This window comes from Pedobacter sp. KACC 23697, from assembly GCF_045348445.1.
In the GTDB taxonomy this organism is placed as follows: Bacteria; Bacteroidota; Bacteroidia; order Sphingobacteriales; family Sphingobacteriaceae; genus Pedobacter.
Map to the genome: position 1 here is coordinate 263,048 of NZ_CP157485.1, position 24,378 is coordinate 287,425.

The following is a 24,378-nucleotide window of genomic DNA, read 5'->3' on the forward strand; positions in this document are numbered from 1 at the left end:
CATGAAAAAATATATCAAAACCTTAGTATGTTGTACCATTATCTGGTCGACAGTATCCCTTTCTTCGTGTGAAAAATACCTGGATAAAGCCGATGAAACCGTGATTTCGGAGAAAGAAGCTTTTAAGAATTTTAATAATTTCCAGGGATATACTGAAGAACTTTACAACTGTATTGTAAATTTTACCACAAACTACTGGACCAACTCCTGGAATTGGGGTGAAGATGAGATCACTTCAACCGCCGGAAACTTTCATTTTATCCATAAAATAGATGATGGAAATTTCTGGGGCTGGCAGGCTGAATTCGATGGCTGGGGATCGGGATGGATGAACCATAATAATTTTAGCACCAATAACGATCGTTTTAATAAGGATCTATGGAAAGCGGCCTGGTATGGGATCAGTAAAGTAAACATGGGCCTGGCCAATATGGATAAGATGACAGATGCTACGGATGAGGAAAGAAACCTCATCAAGGGGCAACTGCTGTTTTTCCGAGGTTGGTTTCACCACAGACTGATGGAATATTTTGGTGGCTTGCCTTATATAGAAACCGTTTTGCCTACTGATTCAAAACTCACGCTTCCACGCTTAAGCTATAAAGCATGCGCAGACAAAGCTGCTGCAGATTTCAGGGCTGCTGCCGATATTTTACCGGTTAACTGGGACAATACCACAGCTGGTAAACGTACGTTGGGTAAAAACGCATTGCGGATCAATAAAATTATGGCTTTGGGTTACCTCGGTAAAAATTACCTGTGGGCCGGAAGTCCGCTGATGAATTTCGAATCGACCGGCAGTAAGAGCTACAATACGGAATACTGTAAAAAAGCAGCTGCTGCATTTGCCGAACTGCTTACCCTTACTGAAAGTGGTACCACACAGTATGCACTGGTAGATTTCAAAAATTATTACCGTAATTTTTATACCAGCGGGCAAAACTGGGATTTACCCGGAAGTACAGAAACTTTATTCCGTGGTCCGTTTTTCAGTGCCAATAATTCTAACTGGGGAACCAGTAAGCAATACACACCGGTCGTGATTTCAGAAGGCGATTTAAAGTTTACGCCTACGGCTAATTATGTGGATTATTATGGTATGGCCAATGGCTTGCCGATCCAGGATATGACCAAGGCCGACAGCGAATCGGGTTACAATCCGGAATACCCTTGGAAAGGAAGAGATCCGAGGTTTTATAATGACATCGTTTTCGACGGTGTAAAATTTGTACAGGGTGCTATGGGCGCCAGTGATGAAAAAAACAGGTATGCCAATTTATACACCAGCGGAAGTTACCGCGATGTAAGTACCGGAAGCAGAACTGGTTATGTTTTGCGCAAATTTATTCCGATCACGGCTAATAAATACGATAACGGCTATTCATATGGCAATAGCCTTCATATTTATGTTCCCTATATGCGTTTGGCCGATATCTACCTGATGTACGCTGAAGCTGCGCTGATGGGGTACAATTCGCCTGAAGGTAAAGATCCTGGTTTTTCTAAAACAGCGGTTGATGCCATCAACGTAATCCGCACCAGGGCCGGAGTTGCTAATGTGGCGGCTAAGTTCCTGACTTCAGTAGATGGATTTTTGGGTGAAGTACGAAGAGAGCGTGCCGTAGAATTATCATTTGAGGGCCACCGCTTTAACGATCTGCGCCGCTGGCTACTATTGATTGAGAAACCCTACACTTTAAAAACCTCGGTGGAGTTTGACCGTAGCGGAACTTTCAGCACTACTGATCCTACCGCTAACCGGGTGGTCAATCTGAAAGAAGTGGTTATTCTGGAGCGAAAATTTAGTCAGAAACATTATTGGCTGCCACTCAAAAATGCTGATGTGAACATGTATGCAGATTTTAAACAAAATCCAGGCTGGTAAGGGCGTAAACTAATTCAAACGAATGAAATGAAACAGATCAAGATAATATCAGCCTTATGCCTCGCTGTTGCCTTTTTATTGCCGGCAGCAGGATCAGCGCAAACCAATAGGCAGATCCGAAAAAATAATAAATCCGATATTAAAAAAGAAGAAAGCCTGCCAGAAGATACCGTATTTGTAATGCCTCAGGTAGATTCTGTACAGGTTGCATTTAGAAAGGTGGCTAAACGCGATCTTTTAGGTGATGTTTCCGCATTGAATCTTTCTCAATTGCTGGAAAAAAACTATACTACCTCCACCCTTGAAAACCTCGATGCCCTTTTGTCGGGTTTTAACGGTAACATTTGGGGGATGGGTGGCTACCTCGTGTTGGTAGACGGAATTCCGAGAGATATCAATAACATTATGCCAACTGAAATCGACCAGATTTCCGTACTTAAAGGTGTTAATGCGGTAGCGCTTTATGGTAGCCGTGCAGCCAAGGGTGTGCTGTACATTACCACTAAAAGAGGCGGAAATTATGAACAAAAGGTAAATGTAAGGGCCAATACCGGTTTGAATGTTCCGAAAAGCTATCCACAATTTCTGGGTTCTGCCGAATATATGACCTTGTATAATGAAGCACGCCGGAATGACGGATTGCCAGACCTTTACAGTCAGCAGACCATATACAACTATGCCTCCGGAACAAATCCTTACCGTTACCCTAACGTAGATTACTATTCTTCAGATTACCTGAGAAACAGCTATGGACGAAATGATTTGACCGCAGAAATTTCAGGTGGCAATAACCGCACGCGTTATTATACCAACCTTGGTTACTGGTCTGTAGGTTCGTTACTTAATTTTGGTGAAGCCGTAAAAAACAGTGGTGCCAACCGTTTTAATATACGTGGAAATATTGATGTAAAACTGAATAAGATTATTTCCCTAAATGTTGATGCTACGGCCAGTTTCTATACCGGAAAGGGCGTGAATACTGATTATTGGGGCAGTGCAGCAACGGTTAGGCCTTACCGTTTTGCACCACTTATTCCCATCAGCATGATCGAACCTGGCGATGCAGCATCGCTGGCACAAGCCAATAACAGCAACAACATCATTAATGGCGGCTACCTGTTGGGCGGAAGCCAGCTAGACCAGACGAACAGCTTCGCCAGTATTTATGCAGGAGGCTATAACCGTAATGTATCCCGTCAGTTCCAGTTTAATACCGGGATAAATTTTGATCTCAGCAGTTTAATGCAGGGACTGAGTTTTAAAACAATGCTTGCCGTTGATTATTCCAGTGCTTTTAATCAATCGTATAACAATACCTATTCGGTTTACGAAGCGGCCTGGAACAATTATGCCGGCGTTGACCAGATTTCGGGCTTAACGAAGTATGGCATTGATGCCAGATCGGGCGTACAGAACGTGAGCGGAAGTGCATATCGCCAAACCATCTCTTTTTCAGGCCAGTTTAATTATGCCCGTACTTTTAAACAAAAGCATAATGTTACCGGATCATTATTGGGTTATGGGTTTAACATCAGCGAATCTGCGGTTTATCATGCGACCAACAATGCCAATCTTGGTTTACAGCTGGGTTACAATTATGATCACCGCTACTATGCCGATTTCAGTGGAGCGTATGTATATTCAGCAAAATTACCAATAGCTAACCGTGGTGCATTCTCGCCAACACTGTCTTTAGGATGGCGGATTAGTGAAGAGGCGTTCCTTAAAAATTCTGAAATGGTTGATCAGTTAAAGGTTACGGCTTCAGCAGGAATCCTAAATACCGACCTTGATATTAACAATTATAACCTTTACCAGGGCTACTTTACTTATAATGATGCGGCCTGGTACAGCTGGCGTGATGGCGGATTGGTTCATACGTTTGACCGCCGGAGAGGAGATAACCCTAATTTAAAGTTTCCGCAAAGAAGAGAAATTAACCTTGGTCTGGAAGGATCATTATATAAAAACCTGATCAACTTTACGGCTTCTGCATTTTTCAGTCAAATGCGTGGCAATGTAGTACAGCCAGGTGTGCTTTATCCTTCCTATCTTACTACAGGATTTCCGGTATATTCTGATATCCCTTATGTAAACTACGATAACGATCAGCGCAGAGGATTCGATTTTGGCATCAGGATGAATAAAAGAATCGGAGAGGTAGATTGGACCCTGGGGGTAACAGGTACCTATTACGATACCAAAGCGACCAAACGTGCCGAATCTTACCAGTTTGATTACCTGAACCGTACAGGAAAACCACTTGATGCCCTTTGGGGACTGCAAAGTATGGGCTTTTTTACCAGCAATGCTGATATAGCTGCCTCGCCCGCCCAGTCTTTTGGCCAGGTTAAACCCGGAGATTTAAAATACAAAGACCAGAATGGTGATGGTATTATTGATACCAGGGATGAAGTTTACCTGGGTAAAGGTGGATGGATGGGAGCACCAATGACCTTGGGTGTTAACCTGACAGCGAAATGGAAAAATATAACGCTTTTTGTATTGGGTACTGGCCGTTATGGTGCCAAAGCCATGAAAAACAGTAGTTATTTCTGGGTAGATGGCGAGGATAAATATTCCGTAGTAGTTAGAGATCGCTGGACTCCTGAAACACAAGCTACAGCGACCTATCCACGGTTAACTACAGCAAGCAGCGATAATAATTTCCGCTCTTCAGATTTCTGGCTGTACAGTACGAACCGTTTTGATTTGTCGAAAGTGCAGTTATCTTACCAGTTCCCGGCAAACCTGTTCGGTAAAGGATTCGTAAGAGAATTAGGTATTTATGCCAGCGGTATGAACCTGCTCACCATCGCACCAGAACGTGAAATACTGGAACTTAACGTCAATACCTCACCTCAAACCCGGTTTTATAACCTCGGTGTAAAGGCTTTGTTTTAACCCTGATAACAAATAGATATGAAAAAAATACAACTTCTGATCGGTTTGGCAGTACTGCTTTTCTCTGTTGGCTGCAAGGATATGTTAAAACCTGAAATCGAGAATAATCTTGATCTGGAAAGTACCTACAACAATGCAACCTATGCCCAGGGCTTACTATTGAACGGTTATGCCCGCATACCCACCAATAGTTGGTCGTTTAATGATGTAGCTACCGATGATGCCGTAAGTAACGACCGCAATAATGCTTACCTGAAAATTGCTACTGGGCAATGGACGGCGATAAATAACCCGCTTTCTCAGTGGACCAATTCGCGTGCTGCTATACAATACCTCAATCTGTTTTTTTCGGTAACAGACCAGGTGAAATGGGCCGTTGAACCCAATATCAACCGCATGTTTAACGACCGTATGAAAGGAGAGGGTTATGCACTTCGTGCCATGTTTAATTATTATCTTCTGCAGGCGCACGCTGGTAAAGGAAATAACGGGCAATTGCTTGGTATTCCGGTGGTATTGCAACCAGAAGGCCAGGATGCCGATTTTAATAAACCGAGAGCCACATTTGATACGGCGATGGAGCAAATTTATCGCGATCTGGATATGGCTGAGCAACTTCTACCAACCGATTTTGAGGATATCGCGAGTGATGCACAGGTGCCTGCTAAATATTCGGGCGTTGGAAAAGATAACTATAACCGTGTTTTTGGCTATTATTTCAGGGGACGTGTAACAGCACGTATAGCAAAAGCCATCCGCGCTAAAGCTTCATTGCTGGCTGCAAGTCCTGCATTTAATCCTTCAACGGTTGCCAAATGGGAAAAAGCAGCAAATGATGCTGCCGCTGTAATTAATTTGAGGGGTGGATTGGTAAACCTGACTGCGAACGACATCAAATGGTATGACAAAGATGCCGGTATTGATGGATTGGCCTCGGGTGTAAACCCTTCTGAAATTTTATGGCGGAGTGATGTGGGCAACAGCAATGACCTGGAAAGAAATAACTTTCCGCCAACACTTTTTGGTAGCGGCCGGATCAATCCGACACAAAATCTGGTGAATGCATTCCCAATGGCCAACGGATATCCGATAGCCAATGCCAATAGTGGCTTTTCTGCATCAAGCCCTTACGATAACCGCGATCCCAGGTTGAAGTTATACATCCTTGTAAATGGCGGTACGGCAGGAACAGCTGGCAGCGCTATTAATACAACGCTTAACGGGCCTACCAATGATGCGCTGAATAAAGTAGAAACTTCTACCCGTACCGGCTATTATATGCGTAAACTGCTTAGGCAGGATGTGAACCTGAACCCTTCATCCACCACTAACCAGAAACATTACAATCCGCGTATCCGGTACACAGAAATCTACTTATCCTATGCCGAAGCCGCGAATGAAGCCTGGGGCCCTTTAAATGGGAGTAATAATGCCTATTCAGCATATGATGTAATCAAGGCGATCCGCCGGAGAGCAGGAGTAGGCACCAATAATAACGACCCTTACCTGGAATCGATCAAATCAGATCAGGTAAAAATGAGAGACCTGATCCGCAACGAACGGCGCCTGGAACTGTGCTTTGAAGGTTTTCGTTTCTGGGATCTGCGCAGATGGAATGCCAGCCTGAACGAAGCGGCTCAGGGTGTAAGCATCACCGGAACAACTTTTACCCCGATCAATGTAGAAAACCGGGTTTACCAGCCGTATATGATTTACGGGCCGGTACCTTATAGTGAAATTTTAAAGTATAATAATCTTATCCAGAACGCAGGCTGGTAATTCATCAATACCAGGATTAAAATTTAAAGAAAATGAAAAAGAAAATCCAATTTTTGCTGGCAATGGCCGTGTTTTTAGGGGCATGCAAAAATCAGGAATGGGAATTTCCCGATTATGGAACCCAAACTGTATATTTTGCGTATCAGAGTCCTGTTCGTACCATTACTCTTGGCGAGGATTTATACGATACCTCACTGGACAACCAGTACCGTTGCGAAATCATGGCAACCACAGGTGGTGTATATGAAGTTAAAAATGATGTAAGTATTGGTGTGGCGGTAGATAATACCCTGGCCAGCAATCTTACTTTTGGCGGTGCCGGAAATGTGGTAGCCATGCCTGCAAACTACTATAGCCTTCAGGGTGGTTCTATTACGATACCGAAAGGTAAAATTACCGGTGGGGTTCAGGTACAGCTTACCGACGCTTTTTTTGCCGACCCGCTTGCGCTGAAAAATACATACGTCATTCCGCTGCGAATGACCTCGGTACAAAATGCCGATAAGATTCTGGAAGCCAAGAACTATACGCTGTATGCCATCAAATACATCAACCCTTGGCATGGCTATTACCTGCGCCGCGGTAAAGATGTAATCACCGGTAAAAACGGCAATACCACTTTGAATAAAACCGTTAGCAGACATATGACCTATGTGGAGAGTGATGAAGTTAATCAGGTGGTAACTACCTCTTTAAAGTCTAATACATTTAATGCGGTATTTAAAGATAAAGACAACCGCAATATCACCTGCAAATTGTTACTTACCTTCGATAATTCAGGCAACTGTACCGTTTCTGCTGCTGATAATACGTTTACGGCTACCGGAAATGGCAAGTTTATCAAACGGGGAGAAAAGAACAGCTGGGGAAATACCGACAGGGATGCCCTTTACCTGAATTACAACATCGACCTTTCGGACATGTCTGTAGCCACTACGGATACACTCGTAATGCGCAACCGCGGCGTAACCATGGAAACCTTTAATCCGGTTAAAAAATAAAATGTTAATCAAGATGAAAAATATTTATAAAATTGCCTTAATCATCGGTCTTCCGGTTTTATCGGTATCATGCAAAAAGCATGAAGCACTTGATTTTTCTGTTGAAAAACCTGCATCAATCGCTGCTCAGGAACAGATTGATGCTTACAATGCATTGAAATCTTATTTCAACTGGTCTGCCAATCCGAATTTTAAACTGGGGGTAGCCACATCACTTACCGAATACAATAACAAAGGGGTGTTATATCGCCTGGCCAACAGCAACTTTAACCAGATTGTAATCGGTTATGAAATGAAACACGGCGCCATTGTGAAGGATGATGGCAGTATGGATTTTGATAATGTGAAGAAATTACTGGAAAATGCTAAAAATTCGGGCATGGAAGTGTATGGACATACGCTTTGCTGGCATGCCAATCAAAATGCCAAGTACCTCAATAGTTTAATCGCCCCTACTATAATTAAAGGAACCAGCGGACCGGCGCTTGAGGATAACCTCATCAGCAATGGTGACTTTGAATCGGGAAATATTTCAGGCTGGTTTGGCTGGGGAAATAGTTCTGTTAGGGAGGTTTCGGCTAAGGGTGACGGATATGGTGGTACCGGCTACGCGCTTAACATGTCTAATCCCAAAGTTGTTAATTCGTGGGAAGCACAGACTGCCATGGATTTTACAACTCCATTTCAAAATGCCTCAAAATATAAACTCAGCTTTTATGTGAAGGGTAGTATTGCCGGAGCTGCCTCTGTAGCGGCACAGGAAACCAAGAGCTATGGAGCAGATGATTTTGGTTCCTTTGATGTTTCGACCGACTGGAAGCTTGTACAACTGGAAAAAACCATCACTGCAGGTGATAGAACACGTTTGGTTTTTAGTTTTGGAGCCTATGCCGGGAAAATATCGATGGATAAAATTTCCATTAACCGGGTAAATCCAAACGGGGGAGATAAGATCATTGAAAAAACGGCCGATGAGAAGAAATCAATTTTAACAGCTGCGCTCGATAAATGGATTGCCGGGATGCTTGCTGTTAGCAAAGCCAATGTAAAAGCATGGGATGTGGTTAATGAACCAATGTCTGACTGGCCGGACCCATCACTGTTGAAAACAGGTGTGGGTAAAACAAACATTGCTGCCGATGAATTTTATTGGCAGGATTATTTAGGTAAAGATTATGCAGTGACTGCCTTTAAACTTGCACGCCAATATGGTAATGCAACTGATATTCATTTTATAAACGACTATGGTTTAGAAAGTAGTCTTGATAAATGCAGAGGACTGATTGAGTATGTAAAATACATTGAAAGCAAAGGGGCCAGAGTGGATGGCATTGGTACGCAAATGCACATGGGTACAGAAAACGATAAAACCAAAATAGTCGAAATGTTCAAACTATTGGCTGCCACAGGTAAATTGATCAAGATTTCGGAACTGGATCTTGGCGTTTCGAATAAAAAAACAGCTGCTGTTACACAAGACGAATACAAAGCACAGTCAGATATGTATCGTTATGTGATTGATAAATATTTTGAGCTTATACCGCCAGCTCAACGTTATGGCATTACGATCTGGAGTCCGTTAGATAGTCCGGCCAGTTCTTTTTGGAGACCTGATGAGCCAATTGGACTTTGGACAGGAGGTTTTGTGCGTAAACCTGCTTATGTAGGTGTTGCAGAGTCGCTCAAGGGTAGATAAGTTTGATTCCTATTCATCGTTTTATATAAAAGCATTAACGATATAGCTCTCCTCTAAGAATCGTCATTCCCGACTTGTTTGGGAATGACGATATCCTTTGAGATATATCACCCAAAAGTTAAATCGTCATTCTCGCGTATGCGGAAATCTTACTCAGCGAAGCTAAATCTTTTTAACCTGAGTTCTGTTATTAATATTGCCTCTCGATAGCTTATACTGGTTTTTTCGCTTAATGGGCCGTCACCCTGAATTCATTTCAGGGTCTTTCCTACTAAAAAGATGCTGAAACAAGTTCAGCATGACGAATCGATCAGGGATGAATCATTTATGAGATAGTATTTTTAATTAAATAATTATTGAGTTTAGGTTGTTAACATGCTTTAAAGATCTCTCCGCTCCACGTTGCCTCGGTCGAGATAACGACCATTTTTTTTAATAGCTTGGCTAAAGACTTATTTAAGCCTACTTTTAATATTTAGATACTTTATCAAATTAAGCTCAAAGAAAAACTTGTTTTATATGATTAAGCCTCTTCAATAATTCAATTACCTCAGTTATGAAAAACCTCGTATTTTATCTTTGTGCCGTGCTTTTAAATGGATTGTTTTTTACAGCCCATAGCCAGCTCGCTACAAATCCAATCATTTTTGCCGATGTACCCGATCCATCGATTATCAGGGTAGGGAAAACGTATTACATGAGCAGTACAACCATGCACATGAGTCCGGGTATTCCGATTATGAAATCTACAGATCTGGTCAACTGGAAAATGGTAACTTATGTTTATGATACCCTTGCCAATACGGATCAGCTAAATTTAAATCATGGCAAAAATGATTATGGAAGAGGATCATGGGCAAGTAGTTTACGTTACCATGAAGGCCGGTTTTATGTAAGTACTTTTTCTGGTACCACCAATAAAACCTACATTTATTCTACTACGGATATTGAAAAAGGTCCCTGGAAAAGGTCTGCCTTTAGTCCTGCACTTCATGATCATTCCCTGTTTTTTGAAAAAGGCAGGGTATTTATGGTTTACGGGGCAGGCAAAATTATGCTTGCAGAATTAAATGCTGATTTATCTGGCATAAAAACGGGTACAAGCCCTCAGGCATTGATAGAAAATGCCACGCAGGTGGCTGGTAACAACCTAGGTTTGCCTGCCGAAGGTTCGCAACTTTTCAAGGTAAAAGACAAATATTTTCTGTTCAATATTACCTGGCCAAGAAACAGTATGCGTACGGTAATTATTCATAAAGCCGACCAACTCATGGGGCCTTACACGGGAAAAATCGGTCTGCAGGATAAAGGAGTAGCACAGGGTGGATTGATCAGTACCCCAGAAGGGGAGTGGTTTTCATACCTTTTTCGTGATTATGGCGCAGTAGGCCGGATTCCTTATCTCGTTCCGGTTAAATGGGAGCAGGGCTGGCCGGTTCTGGGCATAAATTCAAAAGTGCCGGATACGCTTCAGCTGGCTAAAAACCAAAGCCTGATTCCTGGTATTGTAGATTCTGATAATTTCGATGGTACAGGAGAGTGGAAAGGGCTTAAAAAAGTATGGCAATGGAATCATAATCCGGATGAGGCTAACTGGTCCATCACCAAAAGAAAAGGTTATCTGACGATTCAAACCTCCAGGATTGATACCTCTGTGTTATCGGCCAGAAATACACTTACCCAAAGAACAGTAGGGCCGGCAAGTTCAGCTGAAACCAGCATCGATCTGGAAAATATGAAGATTGGGGATTGCAGCGGAATGTTATTGCTTCAGAAAAAATATGGCTGGATTGGCGTTAAATCTTTAAAAGAGGGCTTATTTATTGTTGTAACTACAGTGAACGATAATCAGTCTACCGAAAGCATCAAAATTCCGCTAAAACAGCAAAAAATTTATTTAAAAGTGAGTTGTGATTTTAAGGATCGCCATGACCTGGCTTCTTTCGCTTACAGCTTAGATGGTCAGTCATGGAATACGGTTGGCGAAAAGCTAAAAATGTCTTACACCTTACCGCATTTTATGGGCTATCGTTTTGGTCTTTTCAACTATGCTACGGAACAAATTGGCGGGCATGCAGATTTTGATTATTTCCATATCAAAGTTAACTAAGCCAGGCATTTAAAGGTATTGTGGGAAACCTACTTCCATTGAACTAAACGTTTTTGAACATTAATGGCCGTATTATACCCAAATGGCAGCCTAAAGGCTCGGCACTGTTAAATAGTTTTGGAAATTGATAAGAATATGAGAACAAAATTAATTTTATGCGGCTTCGTCTGGCTACTGGTTTTCAGTTTTTCGGTCTCTGCAAAAGTTACCCTACCACAGTTGGTATCCAGTCACATGGTGCTCCAGCGCGAAACCCCGTTAACAATATGGGGCTGGGCAGCAGCAAAAGAAAAAATAACCATCAGTTTTAATGGTAAAATGTATAAGTCTACCACCAATGATCAAGGCGAATGGTCTGTGAAAATGAATAAGATGAAAGCTGGAGGGCCTTTTAAAATGATCATTAAAGGTGAAAATTTGATTACCCTTGATGATATTATGCTGGGCGATGTTTGGTTTTGTTCAGGACAATCTAATATGGCACTACCCATGGAGCGTTTAAAAGAAGCCTATCCACAGGTGATTGAGAAAGATCATTTTCCACTGATCAGGAACTTTTTTGTGCCGACCAAAGCAAACTTATCCGGAGAAGCTACAGATCTTCCTCCCGGAAAATGGGTTTCTGCCACTGGTACAGGTATATTAAGTTTTGGAGGTACCAGTTATTTCTTTGCAAAAACGCTCTTTCAAAAATATAACATTCCAGTAGGCATTATCAATTCGAGCGTTGGGGGTACTCCTATTGAGGCCTGGATGAGCCGAGATGCATTTTTGACAAATCCTGAACAACTCAAAAAAATAAGCAACTTCAGGGATTCGGTTTTTATGACCAATTACCAGAAAAAACTTAAAGAGAAGAACTTAGCCAGGCCTGTAACATCAGCCCCTATCGTTGATGAAGGACTATCAGGCCCGGTAAAATGGATCGATCCGGATTTTGATGCCAGCGGATGGCGAAAATTTTGGATGCCAGGCTACTGGGCAGATCAGGGAATCCGGAATATCAACGGAATTTTTTATTTCAGAAAAGAATTGCAAATCCCTGCAGCAATGAGCGGACAGCAGGCTAAACTTTATATAGGGCGAATTATAGATGCAGATTCCGTATTCCTCAATGGTAAATTTATTGGCAACACAACTTATCAATATCCACCCCGTAGGTATGTTGTTCCGGCCGGACTGTTAAAAACAGGGAAAAATATTCTTGTTGTTAAAGTCATCAGTAACAGTGGCAAAGGCGGCTTTGTTCCCGATAAAAATTATTCCTTGGTTACTCCGGATAAAAAAATAGACCTTCGCGGCGAATGGAGTTTTGAAGTAGGTTATGCGCAGCCCAGGCAAAACGCAGGCTTCCGTGCCGATGCTGAAATGCCCTTGGTTGCACAGAATGAGTCAACCGGATTATTCAATACCATGGTTGCGCCGGCTGTAAGATTTGCCGTAAAAGGTTTTGTATGGTACCAGGGAGAATCGAATACCGGAGATCCGAAAGCATACGCGCAATTATTGCCGGCACTGATCAAAGACTGGCGTAGTAAATGGAAACAAGGAGATTTGCCGTTTATTTATGCACAGTTGCCTAATTTTATGGAAGCGAACTATTTGCCCGAAGAAAGTAATTGGGCACAGTTTAGGCAAAGCCAGTTGCAGGCACTTGCTGTACCCAATACCGGGATGGCCGTAACCATTGATGCGGGTGAATGGAATGATATCCATCCGCTGGATAAAAAAGACGTAGGTGAGCGTTTGGCATTATGGGCCGAACATTTAGCTTACCATGATCAGCAGATTATCTATTCAGGACCTATTTATAAATCAAACCAGTTAAAGGGCTCTGAATTGACGATAAATTTTGACCACAGTTCGCCCGGGCTGATGATTAAAGGAGCTGATAAATTGAACGGTTTCGCCCTTGCGGGGGAGGATAAGGTTTTTTATTGGGCCCAGGCCAGGATTGTAGGAGATACTGTTGTACTTTCGAGCCCCATGGTTTTAAAGCCAGCCTTTGTCCGATATGCATGGGCTGATAATCCTGATCGGGCTAACTTATATAATAAAGCAGGTTTGCCGGCTTCACCTTTTGAAGCGGAAGTGAATAGATAGGGATAGCGACATATACCCAAAATTTGAATTCAGACTGTATATATTTTCTTATCATCTAGGCTATATTATGAGGTGCGGATTTCACCTCTAATTTTTAGCGTTGAGCTTAGCCTGTACGGAACTTGAAGAATTATCGAAAAGCCTTTAAAATATTTAAAAGAGGTTTTTCGACTATTTATCCCAAAACTTTGGGAAGGTACCATTGTCAGAATCCGATAAAATAGTCGCGGTATCAACCGAAGCATGGCGAAGTGGAGAGATCTTTGTATTAAGTAACTGAAATCAGATTTAAAGATTTCTCCGCTACGCTCGAAATGACAACACTTCGACATTCATACAATCTGTCATTAATATTGATTTTTATAAAATAAACTAACCCCAAGCTGACAATTTTAAAATTATAATACATCCCCTGTTTGAGGAAAGATGTTGTAAAAGGAAATAGAAATATTAATTTATACTGTAGAATAAATTTGATGAATATCGTAATTGTACTGTGCTTTTGACTTTTAATTTTTTGAAAGAAACATAAAAATTCAACCGATTGCATAGTTCGATTTTTTTAACCGTTTTTCGCCTTTTATAACCTTTTTACAAGTCATTTTTTGTATAGTATGCACGCTAAATTATAGGCTGAGCCACCTTTATCATCATGTTTTTTTTTGAACTAAAAGTGGCTTTATCGGTATTTTAAGGCGCTTTTTAATTCGATTTTTAATTCTTAGTGCACCAATCTTCACTTCGTCAGTAAATTTTTGTCTTATAAATGATTTGCTTTTGTATTTGATTCTATGTCTTACAAGGTCATAATAGCTGCCTCCATATTTGAACATTTATTCTATTAATATGTACAATCAAATCATGAGCGGATGAGCAATCCAAATATCTTTATCGCAGAATAAATCTGAATTGAACCAGCAAGGTATTGTTCATTAATGCTTGGTGCGTGATTTAAACATGTACTTGCTGATTTTCCAAATAACACAGCTGGTCTTTTCTTATTCTTTAACCATTATAAACCATTAATTATGAGAAGTGAAATTTTACAATTTTCTGTAACGTCGCGCTGGAAATTTTTCAGGTATCTCCCCAAAGTGATGTTATTGGCAATACTGATATTTTCAGCTTTTATCGTACAGGCACAAACTGTGGTAAAAGGTAAGGTATTGGATGAGCAAGGTAAGCCCTTGCCAGGTGTTGGTGTTGTTTTAAAAGGAACCAATACCAGTACATCATCGCAGGATAACGGAAGTTTTTCCATTACTACTACTGGGGCAAACCCGGTTTTAATATTCTCCTACGTGGGTTATACCAATAAAGAGGTTGCCGTAAAGGGTCAGAGCACCATAAATGTAACCCTTCAGCCAAGTGCAGCAGAGCTGGGCCAGGTAGTTGTGGTTGGTTATGGTACCCAACGCAAAGAGGCTGTTACAGGTTCTGTAGCCTTAATTGGAGGAGAAAAAATACGTGAAGTGCCGGCACCCAATATTGCTCAGGCCATTCAGGGACGTTTGGCAGGTGTTAATATTTCCCAAACTTCTACCAAACCAGGCGCTACCATGCAGATCCTGATCCGTGGTCAACGTTCACTTTCGGCAAGTAACGATCCGCTTGTGGTGTTGGATGGGATTCCATTTCCTGGCTCAATAGGCGACATCAATCCCAACGATATTAAAAGTATCGATATCTTAAAAGATGCATCTGCAACTGCTATCTATGGCTCAAGAGGTGCCAACGGGGTAATCTTATTAACGACCAACAGGGGACAGGTTGGAGCGCCTGCTAAAATCTCTTACAATACCTACACAGGTTTGCAAACCTTATTTGCGAAATATCCGATGATGAACGGACCTGAATTTATTGCATTGAGGAAAGCGGCTGGGTTATTTACAACACCTGGTGTTGATGAATCCAATGATGTGAATACCGATTGGCAGGATCTTTTTTATAATAAAAGTGCTATTGTAACCAGTCATGATTTGGGTGTAACCGGCGGTTCAGCAACCAGTAACTATAGTTTTGGCGGTGGGTATTATAAAAACCAGAGTTTAATTCCCACACAGCAATACACCAGGTATTCGATGAAAGCATCGCTTGATCAGCAAATCGGCAAACTTTTCCGTGTTGGATTTACCACCAACAATAATTATAATATCAGTGAGGGCAATCAGGTTGGTATTTATGGTAATCTGAGTAATACTCCGATCTCAAATCCTTATAATGCAGATGGTAGTTTAAAACGAACCGTTAGAATGCCACAAGATGAAGCTTTTGTTTACACTAATGGCATTGTTAAGGATTTGCATGACAAATGGTTGAATGAAACACGTGGTTTTGCTACCTATAATTCATTATATGGTGAGGTTAAAATTCCCTGGGTGGAAGGATTGAAGTACCGCGCCAATCTGGGACTGGATTTTATCCAGAGCAATAACGGTAACTTTACTGGTGTTGGGGTGGGCAGTACTACGGCCACTACACCTTCTACTGCCGGAGTAAGTAACTCGCAAACCTACCACTGGACATTAGAGAATTTACTGACCTACGACCGCAGTTTTGGAAAACATACTTTCAATGCCGTTGCCTTGTATTCTGCTGAACAAAATAAATTCAATTCTTCTTCTATGACCGCCAGGGATATCCCTTCTGAAGCTTTCCAGTTTTATAATCTTGGGCAGGCAAATGGCGAGATCACCATTGGTAGCGGTACGCCTCAAAACCCACTCTATACCCTTACCGGACTTGTTTCTTACATGGGAAGGATTATGTACTCGTATGATAATAAATACTTATTAAGTGCTACCCTTCGGTCTGATGCCTCATCGCGTTTGGCGCCAGGACACAAGTGGCATACCTATCCTGCAGTTTCTGTTGGATGGAACATGATGAATGAATCTTTTATGAAAGACATCACCGTAATTGATAAATTAAAAATACGTGTTGGTTACGGACAAACTTCCAACCAGGCTGTTGCTCCATATCAAACACTCGGATTGTTGAGTACCCGCCCGTATAATTTTGGTGACAATACTTATGCAACCGGATATTATGTATCTCAGCTTCCAAGCCCAGGCCTGGGATGGGAGTATTCTGAAACCTGGAACTATGGTTTAGATTTCTCCATCTTGAAAAACCGCATTTCCGGTACTTTTGAATACTATGATACTAAAACCAAAGATATTTTGCTTAGCGTGGCCTTACCGTCAACTGCGGGGGTAGGTAGCTATACCGCAAATATCGGCCAGACCCAGAATAAGGGCTGGGAGTTGAGTGTTAATGGTGTGATCCTCGAAAATCAGGGTGGATGGACCTGGGATGTAGGTTTCAACATCAGCGCAAACCGGAACAAATTAACGGCCCTGGCTTCCGGACAAACCCGCGATGAAGGAAATGCATGGTTTGTAGGTCATAATATCAATGCCATTTATGATTATGAAAAAATTGGATTATGGCAGGCAGGAGATCCTTACCTAAATGTGCTTGAACCAGGTGGTAACGTTGGTATGATCAAAGTGAAGTATACCGGAGATTATGATGCAAACGGCGTTCCGACGAGGGCGATAGGCGCTGCCGACAGGCAGATTATTGATATTGATCCCAAGTTTACCGGTGGTTTTAACACAAGGGTTGCCTATAAGGGATTTGACCTGAATGTAGTTGGGCTTTTTAAAAGTGGCGGAACCTTGGTTAGTACATTATATGGCTCAGCAGGTTATCTCAATTTATTAACCGGTCGCAGAAACAACGTTAAGGTAGATTATTGGACACCTGAAAACACAGATGCCAAGTATCCTAAACCAGGTGGCATCACCAGTGGCGACAACCCTAAATACGGAAGTACACTTGGCTATTTTGATGCCTCATTTCTTAAAATAAGGACCATTTCTCTTGGTTATGACTTTAACAGAGACCTGATTAAAAATTCAAATGTAAGATTGCGCATGTACCTAACCGTACAAAATCCATTTGTGATGTTCTCTCCTTATCACAGGGAGTCTGGTATGGATCCGGAAACCAATTCGTATGGGGATGAAAACCAGGCCGTTAATTCTTATCAGCGAAGAATTTTAACTATTGGTACCAACACGCCTTCAACACGGAATTATGTTGCAGGTCTTAATTTAACATTTTAGCATAAACAGGATATGAAAAATATACAATTAAAAACCGCTGCAGGTATTTGGTTACTAATGGTCATCTTTTCAGGTTGTTCCAAAATTTTGGAAGAAGAACCACGCAGCACCTTTACGCCCGATTATTTTAAAACGGTAACAGGTGTAAATGGTGGACTAACTTCTATGTACGCCCACCTCAGAAATATTTATGGTCAGGCTTATTTTTACAATTCTTTAATCACCGGGACCGATGAGGCCACCTGGGGCAAGGATGCTGATGGAAACTTTAAAGACATGGACTGCTCTGGAGTGGGATCGATCTTATCCACAAGTTTTCCGAGCAGTATATTATGGAGCGAAGCCTTTCCTAACATTAACAATGCCAGTGGAATCATCGAAAACGCCAGTGCAGCAGGCATATCAAATGCATTGGTGGCCGAGGCCAGATTTTTCAGGGCTTTCGATTATTTTCTTTTGGTGCAAACTTTCGGTGGTGTTCCGCTTGATCTGGGTGCTGGCGAATTGAGATTTAATACCAATCCGGTCCGGACTTCAGTACGCAATACCGTTCCCGTGGTATACACAAAAGCGGTATTTCCTGACCTGATTAAAGCTGTTGCCGACCTGCCTGCAACCGGAAGGGTTACCGGAGGGGTAACTAAGGTTGCTGCACAGCTATTTTTATCAAAAGCTTATTTAACCTATGCATGGTGGTTGCAAAATCCAAATAATATTCCAACCTATCCAGTATCTGCAAGAACTGACCCTGATGGACATGATGCCAGTTACTATTTTCAGCAGGCTTACGATATTGCTACTGCGGCAATTGAAAACCCAGGCACATTTGGGCTAATGGACACATACTATGATGTGAACTGGGCAGTGAACGACCGAAACAAGGAAACATTATTGTATGCCGACCATACACAAACAAGTGAGAAATTTAATGGAGGGAGCCTAACTTTTGGAAGCGGCGGTGCCCCAGATAATTTTGCTGGCTGGATGATGACCTGGAACTATCCAAATATCCGTAGTGGAGGCATCAGCTCCGTTCAGCGTGAGGCCGAGCAGCATTTAGGCCGCCCATGGAACCGTATGGCGCCAACAATTGAAGTATTAAAAAATACCTTCGCTGATAAAACACTCGATTCGAGATATGATGGAACTTTCACTACCGTTTACAGGGGTAACTGGCCTAAAGGCTATAATCCACCTTCAAGTGCACCAGCATCATTGGTTAACGCAAATGGTTTATCAGTTGTTCCGGGAGATGCAGTATTGACCTTTTTGAATACAGATGATCCTGCCATTGTTTACCCAACGGGCGCAGGAATCAGTAATGTAGGCGCAGGTATTCTGCCCGGAAGAGCCGATTATGTAATTGCTCCGGGTGGAATCAGCAGAATCGTTTATCCAGGCCTTTGGAAATTAGGTCCTTATCGTACCGATAACGGCACGGGATTGGGGCAGCCAAACGCGGGTAGTACACGCCCATTTCCGGTAGCTAAATTTTCCGAACTTTATTTCATTGCAGCAGAAGCAGCGGTAAAAGGAGCAACAACCAAAGCGGGCAAAAGTGCGCGCGAGCTCATTAATGTAATTCGTGCAAGAGCTGGTAAATGGCGTTTCGATAACAATGGAAATGTGGCTAAAGTTGCAGATAATAGTGCTGCGATGATAGCAGCTACACCTGCTACCATAGATATTAATTATATTTTGGCCGAGCGCTCCAGAGAATATTATGCCGAAGGTTACCGCAGATATGATCTGATCCGTACCCAGAAATGGGCCGAGCTTGCTGCTACCTTTACCATCGCCGGAATCACCTACGGCGATCATACACCGCAGACTGTAACCCGTACCATTACGCCTAACTTATATTTACGCCCTATACCTCAGGCACAAATAGATGGCATGCAGATGAGTGCAGATGAAAAAAAGGCTTACCAGAATCCTGGTTATTAAATTACTTTGGTTTAGTTGGATGGGCGGCGTCAATTGATGTCGCTCATTCGTTTTTATAAAAGTGCCTCCTTTTTTTTTGTTCAGAAGATTTTGGACAAATAAAAGCCTAAAAAATTAATTCCGAAACTTAATTGTTCAATATGTTTATGCACTTAGACAATTGTTTTTGCGCATCAGGAAATAAAACCTACCTGCTAAAACGCTGCTTCCTTAGCTGAGATACCGCTGTAGCCTAACAAATAACAATCAATCAAGAACCTAATTTATTTCCCTAATGCCAATAAATTCTTTTAAAAAAAGCCATATTTTCTTTACGCTTCTTATTCTTTTCTCTTTTTGGATTAATGACACGAAAGCCCAGACAAGTTTGGGGTTGGCAAAACAATTCATTCAGGAAACCAGAAGTAACAAAGACGATTTTACACTGATAGAAAAAGGAAGAGCGGCGAATATTTTTTATGATACGAATGATTACAAAGGCGTGATAAGGGCAATCGGCGATTTAAGGGATGATTTTTTTCGCGTGTCGGGCCTGAAGCCGGAGTTAAAAAGTGCCAGCCCTTCGGGCAAAATGGTGATTCTTATCGGCACGCTGGGTAAAAACAAACTTATTGATCAGCTCATCAACACAGGAAAGCTGATTAAATCTACCATTTCCGGCAAGTGGGAAAGCTTTATGATATCCACGGTCAAAAAACCGTTTCCTGGGGTAGACCAGGCATTGGTTATTGCAGGAAGCGACAAAAGGGGAACAATATATGGCATATATGAAGTATCAGAACAGTTAGGTGTATCGCCATGGTATTGGTGGGCCGATGTTCCACCAAAAACACGCAAAAGTGCTTTTGCGCTTTCCGGAAGTTACAGTTCAGGAGAACCGGCAGTTAAATACCGTGGTATATTTATTAATGATGAAGCCCCGGCCATGACAGGTTGGGCCAAAGAAAAGTTTGGTGGGATGAACAGTAAAATGTATACCCACATGTTTGAGCTGCTGCTCCGCCTGAGGGCCAATTACCTTTGGCCTGCCATGTGGAGTAATGCATTTAATGAAGATGATCCAGAAAATCCACGTATCGCTGATGAATATGGCGTTGTGATGGGTACTTCCCATCATGAACCCATGATCCGCGCACAACAGGAATGGAAGAAACATGGGGTTGGCGCCTGGAACTATGCCACAAACCCTCAGGGCTTAAACGCTTTCTGGCAGGAGGGAATTAAAAGAAACAAAAACTACGAAAGCCTGGTAACGATGGGGATGCGTGGAGACGGAGACGAACCGATGGTAGAAGGCGGAGATATGGCAGCTAATGTAAAGCTGCTGGAAAATATCATTACTGATCAGCGCAAAATCCTTACAGAAAATATGGAAAAGCCCGTAGAAAAGATACCACAGCTCTGGGCTTTATACAAAGAAGTAAAAGATTATTACGATTTCGGAATGAAAGTTCCGGATGACATTACCCTGTTGTGGGCTGATGATAACTGGGGCAATTTACGGCATTTGCCCACTGCGCAGGAACGCAAACGGAGCGGTGGATCAGGAATATATTATCACTTTGATTATGTTGGCGCACCCAGAAATTATAAATGGTTAAATACCACAGCCCTGCCAAAAGTTTGGGAGCAGATGAATTTAGCCTATCAGTATGGGGCGAACCGTATTTGGGTGGTCAATGTGGGCGACCTGAAACCCATGGAGATTCCCATAGAGTTCTTTTTACGGATGGCCTGGAACCCCACGGCGATGAGCCGGGAAAAGTTGTCAGGTTTTCTGCTGCACTGGGCAACACGTGAATTTGGATCTGGCCAGGCGAAAGAAATTGCAGGTTTGGTGAGCTTGTACTCCAAATATACAACCAGGCGCAAACCTGAACTGCTGGGGCCAGAAACTTTTAGTCTGGTAAACTTCAGTGAAGCGCAGCGCGTTGCCATGGAATGGAGCACATTAAGCGACAGGGCAGAGGAGGTGAATAATAAGTTGCCACAGCAATATAAAGATGCATTTTATCAATTGGTATATTACCCCATCCAGGCGATGAAAACAGTTACCGATTTATATATTGCTGTAGGTAAAAACCAGTTGTATTTTAAGCAGGGGAGGGCAGCTACCAATCTTCAGCGCAATCTTGCCCTCCATCTTTTTAAACAGGATCAGCAGCTTAGTGATGAATATAATCTTAAAATGGCAGGTGGTAAGTGGAATCATATGATGGATCAGGTGAGGATTGGATATACCAGCTGGAACGATCCAAAGAAAAATATTATGCCCAAAACAGACGAAATCCAGGTGCCTTCAACGTCTGGCTTTGGCGTAGCCATAGATGGTTCATCTGCGAGCTGGCCCTCAACGTCAAATATTCCGGCGCCTACGCTTGCGCCATTTGAATCTTTAAATCAATCGCAATCTTACATTGAAGTTTTTGCAAAAGGATCCGCCCCAATCAATTTCGAACTGAAATCCAATCACTGGATCCGTTTGAAAAAGGAAAGTGTTCCCGGAACAAATGACTACAGGGTACTGGTGGATATTGACTGGGCCAAACTCAGCGGTGGCAAGCATGAGGGTAAAATCCAGATAGCAGATGATAAGACCATGGTGGTGATTAAAGTTAAAGCCAGCAAAGCAACAACGAAACAGTTGGCAGAAGCAAAAGGAAGCTTTGCCAGTTTAGGTGCACCAATTGCATTTGAGGCTTTTCAGGCAAGTAAAAAGGTAAGCAGAAATGGCATAAGCTGGGAAGCTATACCCGGTTATGGAAGGGGAGAATCGGGTATGTCGGTTTTTCCGGTAATTTCTGCATCGCTTGATCAACCTGGGGCGCCTACATTGGAATATCCTGTTTTCTTTGCAGATAGTGGCGAGGTTAAAATCGATTTGGTGGTGGGGCCTAGTGTAAATTTCTACCCGGAAGGATTAAGGGTGGGGATTTCGGTAGATGGTGTGGCCCCGCAAACCCTGTCCATTATAGCCAAGCCCAGCGCATCAGGGTCTGATGCCAGTTGGGCAAATGCGGTAAAGGATAATGCCAGAACGCTTACCTCTTCACATTTCTTTAAAGTTCCTGGCAGGCATACCGTAAAAATATGGATGGTTGATCCGGCAGTAGTGCTGGAAAAAATAATTATCTATCGGGATAAACTACCCACAAGTTACCTTGGGCCGATAGAAAATGAGGTTGTAAAATAGTTATTGGAGGTTATTTAAGGTAATTTAGAGGCTTAATTTTGTCGTTGAGTTATGTACGTTTTTATTTTCCATTCGTCATGCTGATCCGTTGCTATCGGATCAGCATGACGCCCACTTAAATCTGAAAATTTGGTTCAGGATGCCAGAATATATTCTCAATTATCTAACTCAAGGTATCCTACCTAAACAACAAAGGCGTAAAATTTTGCAGGCTGCGTCTCCAGGTAAGCCATTCATGCGCTGTTTTCGGAGATTCGTAATAAGTATACTTAATTCCTTGTTGGTCCAGCATGGACTTGAATGCGCCAACAGATTTAGGAAAGGGGGCAGGTTCTTTGCTGCCTAGTCCTAGCCAGAATAGCTTAAGCTTGTTATTCACTTCCGTTCCATTTTTAAACTTTCCTTCCATAAATACGTTTGGATCGATTACATCCGTGCTCGGATAATTGGAGGTACCGCTAAAGCCACCATAATAGGCGAACTTATCCATATTTTTCATCACAATGCGCATGGTTTGGTTCGCACCCATGGAGAGCCCGGCAATAGCCCGGTGTTCCCGGTCGGCCAGGGTGCGGAAGCGTTTATCGATCATCGGGATGACTTCTTTAATCAGTACATCTTCAAAAATTGAAATACCCTGTCCTTTGCCCTTCGTTTCATTTTCTTCTGGTTTAAGTGCGTAACCATTATCCGTAACGATGATCATCGGTTTCGCCTTATTTTGCGCGATTAAATTATCCAGGATTAAATTTGCTTTTCCCTGATTAACCCAACCCGTTTCATCCTCAAAGCTTCCATGTTGAAGATAAAGTACAGGGAAACGCGACTGGTTGTTCTCGTAATAACCTGCCGGTGTGTAGATAAAACACCTTCTCCAGCTTTTAGTTAAATCAGAATAATAAAAATTTTCACTCACCAGGCCATGAGGTACCTTTTGCAAGGCATAAAATGCTTCATCATCAGCGGGGACTTCGATACCGCTGCCCAGTCTTCCTGCACCGTAGAAATAACGACTGTTAGGATCCGGAATTGAAGCGCCATCCATATTAAGCTGGTAATAATGAAAACTTTCGTCCTGTGGTTCAGATTCACCTGTCCAAAGACCTGCCTCATTTTTGGTCATCTCATATTTTTTCCCGCCCAGATCCAGCTGGACATTAGCCGCCTGAGGTGCATATAGGCTTGCCTTCACTTTGCCTTCCATGTTTACCTGGGGGAATAATTTGCCTGGCTGATTGCTTTCTGCCGGTCTGAATGCTTTTAAATCAGACTTCAGTTCAGCCTGGGCTAAACATACCTGGCTAAATAAACAGCCTGCAAAGAAGAAAATAACGTTTTTAGCTTTCATGTTTAATAATTAGCGCCTGTTTAAGATTAAAAAAAATATTTCGTATGTTAGTATGAACGTAGTTGAAAACCCTGTCAATCATCAACTTTCGAAGCTTAGGCTTTCGCAAAAGATCCTTCGACTACGCTCAGGATGACAGCGGGAGGGAAGCCAGAAATAAAGTCTATTCTTATCATCATCATTATAAGGAGGAACGACGAGGCAATCTATCATGCTATTATCCTTGTTATAAAGATTGCCTCGTCGGCTGAAAAAGCCTTCTCGCAATAACGATTCTTC

11 protein-coding genes are annotated in these 24,378 nt (G+C 42.3%); 10 read left to right on the plus strand and 1 reads right to left on the minus strand.

Annotated features, from left to right (window positions below; genetic code table 11):
* Position 1 precedes the first annotated feature (1 nt).
* The 10 genes from ABEG20_RS00960 (at position 2) to ABEG20_RS01005 (ending at position 22,751) form a co-directional block, all read left to right on the plus strand.
* Positions 2-1,885 (plus strand): RagB/SusD family nutrient uptake outer membrane protein, encoded by a 1,884-nt coding sequence (locus ABEG20_RS00960; RefSeq protein WP_406825551.1) that lies wholly within the window; start codon positions 2-4, stop codon positions 1,883-1,885.
* 27 nt (positions 1,886-1,912) lie between these two features.
* Positions 1,913-4,789: a SusC/RagA family TonB-linked outer membrane protein gene (locus tag ABEG20_RS00965; RefSeq protein ID WP_406825552.1), complete on the plus strand. Its 2,877-nt coding sequence runs from the start codon at positions 1,913-1,915 to the stop codon at positions 4,787-4,789.
* An 18-nt stretch (positions 4,790-4,807) separates the two neighbouring features.
* Entirely contained in the window at positions 4,808-6,568 is a 1,761-nt protein-coding gene (locus ABEG20_RS00970; RefSeq protein WP_406825553.1) for a RagB/SusD family nutrient uptake outer membrane protein, read from the plus strand.
* A 32-nt stretch (positions 6,569-6,600) separates the two neighbouring features.
* The gene (locus ABEG20_RS00975) at positions 6,601-7,569 is read left to right on the plus strand and encodes a DUF5627 domain-containing protein (RefSeq protein ID WP_406825554.1); all 969 of its coding nucleotides are present in this window, start codon (positions 6,601-6,603) and stop codon (positions 7,567-7,569) included.
* 13 nt (positions 7,570-7,582) lie between these two features.
* Complete coding sequence (locus ABEG20_RS00980) at positions 7,583-9,265, plus strand: endo-1,4-beta-xylanase (protein WP_406825555.1); 1,683 nt, start codon at positions 7,583-7,585, stop codon at positions 9,263-9,265.
* Between the two features lie 556 nt (positions 9,266-9,821).
* Positions 9,822-11,375, plus strand: a complete 1,554-nt coding sequence (locus ABEG20_RS00985) for a glycoside hydrolase 43 family protein (RefSeq protein ID WP_406825556.1) — start codon at positions 9,822-9,824, stop codon at positions 11,373-11,375.
* A gap of 135 nt (positions 11,376-11,510) precedes the next feature.
* Positions 11,511-13,478 (plus strand): sialate O-acetylesterase, encoded by a 1,968-nt coding sequence (locus ABEG20_RS00990; RefSeq protein ID WP_406825557.1) that lies wholly within the window; start codon positions 11,511-11,513, stop codon positions 13,476-13,478.
* 1,028 nt (positions 13,479-14,506) lie between these two features.
* Complete coding sequence (locus tag ABEG20_RS00995; protein ID WP_406825558.1) at positions 14,507-17,611, plus strand: SusC/RagA family TonB-linked outer membrane protein; 3,105 nt, start codon at positions 14,507-14,509, stop codon at positions 17,609-17,611.
* 12 nt (positions 17,612-17,623) lie between these two features.
* Positions 17,624-19,558 carry a RagB/SusD family nutrient uptake outer membrane protein gene (locus tag ABEG20_RS01000; RefSeq protein WP_406825559.1) on the plus strand — a complete coding sequence of 645 codons (1,935 nt, stop codon included), beginning with the start codon at positions 17,624-17,626 and terminating at the stop codon, positions 19,556-19,558.
* 274 nt (positions 19,559-19,832) lie between these two features.
* Positions 19,833-22,751, plus strand: coding sequence for a glycosyl hydrolase 115 family protein (locus ABEG20_RS01005; protein ID WP_406825560.1), 2,919 nt, complete (start codon positions 19,833-19,835; stop codon positions 22,749-22,751).
* 178 nt (positions 22,752-22,929) lie between these two features.
* Here ABEG20_RS01005 and ABEG20_RS01010 read toward each other — a convergent pair whose 3' ends face one another.
* Positions 22,930-24,099 carry an alpha/beta hydrolase-fold protein gene (locus tag ABEG20_RS01010; RefSeq protein WP_406825561.1) on the minus strand — a complete coding sequence of 390 codons (1,170 nt, stop codon included), beginning with the start codon at positions 24,097-24,099 and terminating at the stop codon, positions 22,930-22,932.
* Positions 24,100-24,378 lie beyond the last annotated feature (279 nt).

Excerpts from the sequence above, each read along its gene's own strand:
- ABEG20_RS00980 (WP_406825555.1), top strand. The coding sequence starts at position 7,583 with ATGAAAAATATTTATAAAATTGCCTTAATCATCGGTCTTCCGGTTTTA.
- ABEG20_RS00960 (WP_406825551.1), top strand. The coding sequence starts at position 2 with ATGAAAAAATATATCAAAACCTTAGTATGTTGTACCATTATCTGGTCG.
- ABEG20_RS00985 (WP_406825556.1), top strand. The coding sequence starts at position 9,822 with ATGAAAAACCTCGTATTTTATCTTTGTGCCGTGCTTTTAAATGGATTG.
- ABEG20_RS00990 (WP_406825557.1), top strand. The coding sequence starts at position 11,511 with ATGAGAACAAAATTAATTTTATGCGGCTTCGTCTGGCTACTGGTTTTC.
- ABEG20_RS00975 (WP_406825554.1), top strand. The coding sequence starts at position 6,601 with ATGAAAAAGAAAATCCAATTTTTGCTGGCAATGGCCGTGTTTTTAGGG.
- ABEG20_RS00965 (WP_406825552.1), top strand. The coding sequence starts at position 1,913 with ATGAAACAGATCAAGATAATATCAGCCTTATGCCTCGCTGTTGCCTTT.
- ABEG20_RS01010 (WP_406825561.1), bottom strand. The coding sequence starts at position 24,099 with ATGAAAGCTAAAAACGTTATTTTCTTCTTTGCAGGCTGTTTATTTAGC.
- ABEG20_RS00995 (WP_406825558.1), top strand. The coding sequence starts at position 14,507 with ATGAGAAGTGAAATTTTACAATTTTCTGTAACGTCGCGCTGGAAATTT.
- ABEG20_RS01005 (WP_406825560.1), top strand. The coding sequence starts at position 19,833 with ATGCCAATAAATTCTTTTAAAAAAAGCCATATTTTCTTTACGCTTCTT.
- ABEG20_RS00970 (WP_406825553.1), top strand. The coding sequence starts at position 4,808 with ATGAAAAAAATACAACTTCTGATCGGTTTGGCAGTACTGCTTTTCTCT.
- ABEG20_RS01000 (WP_406825559.1), top strand. The coding sequence starts at position 17,624 with ATGAAAAATATACAATTAAAAACCGCTGCAGGTATTTGGTTACTAATG.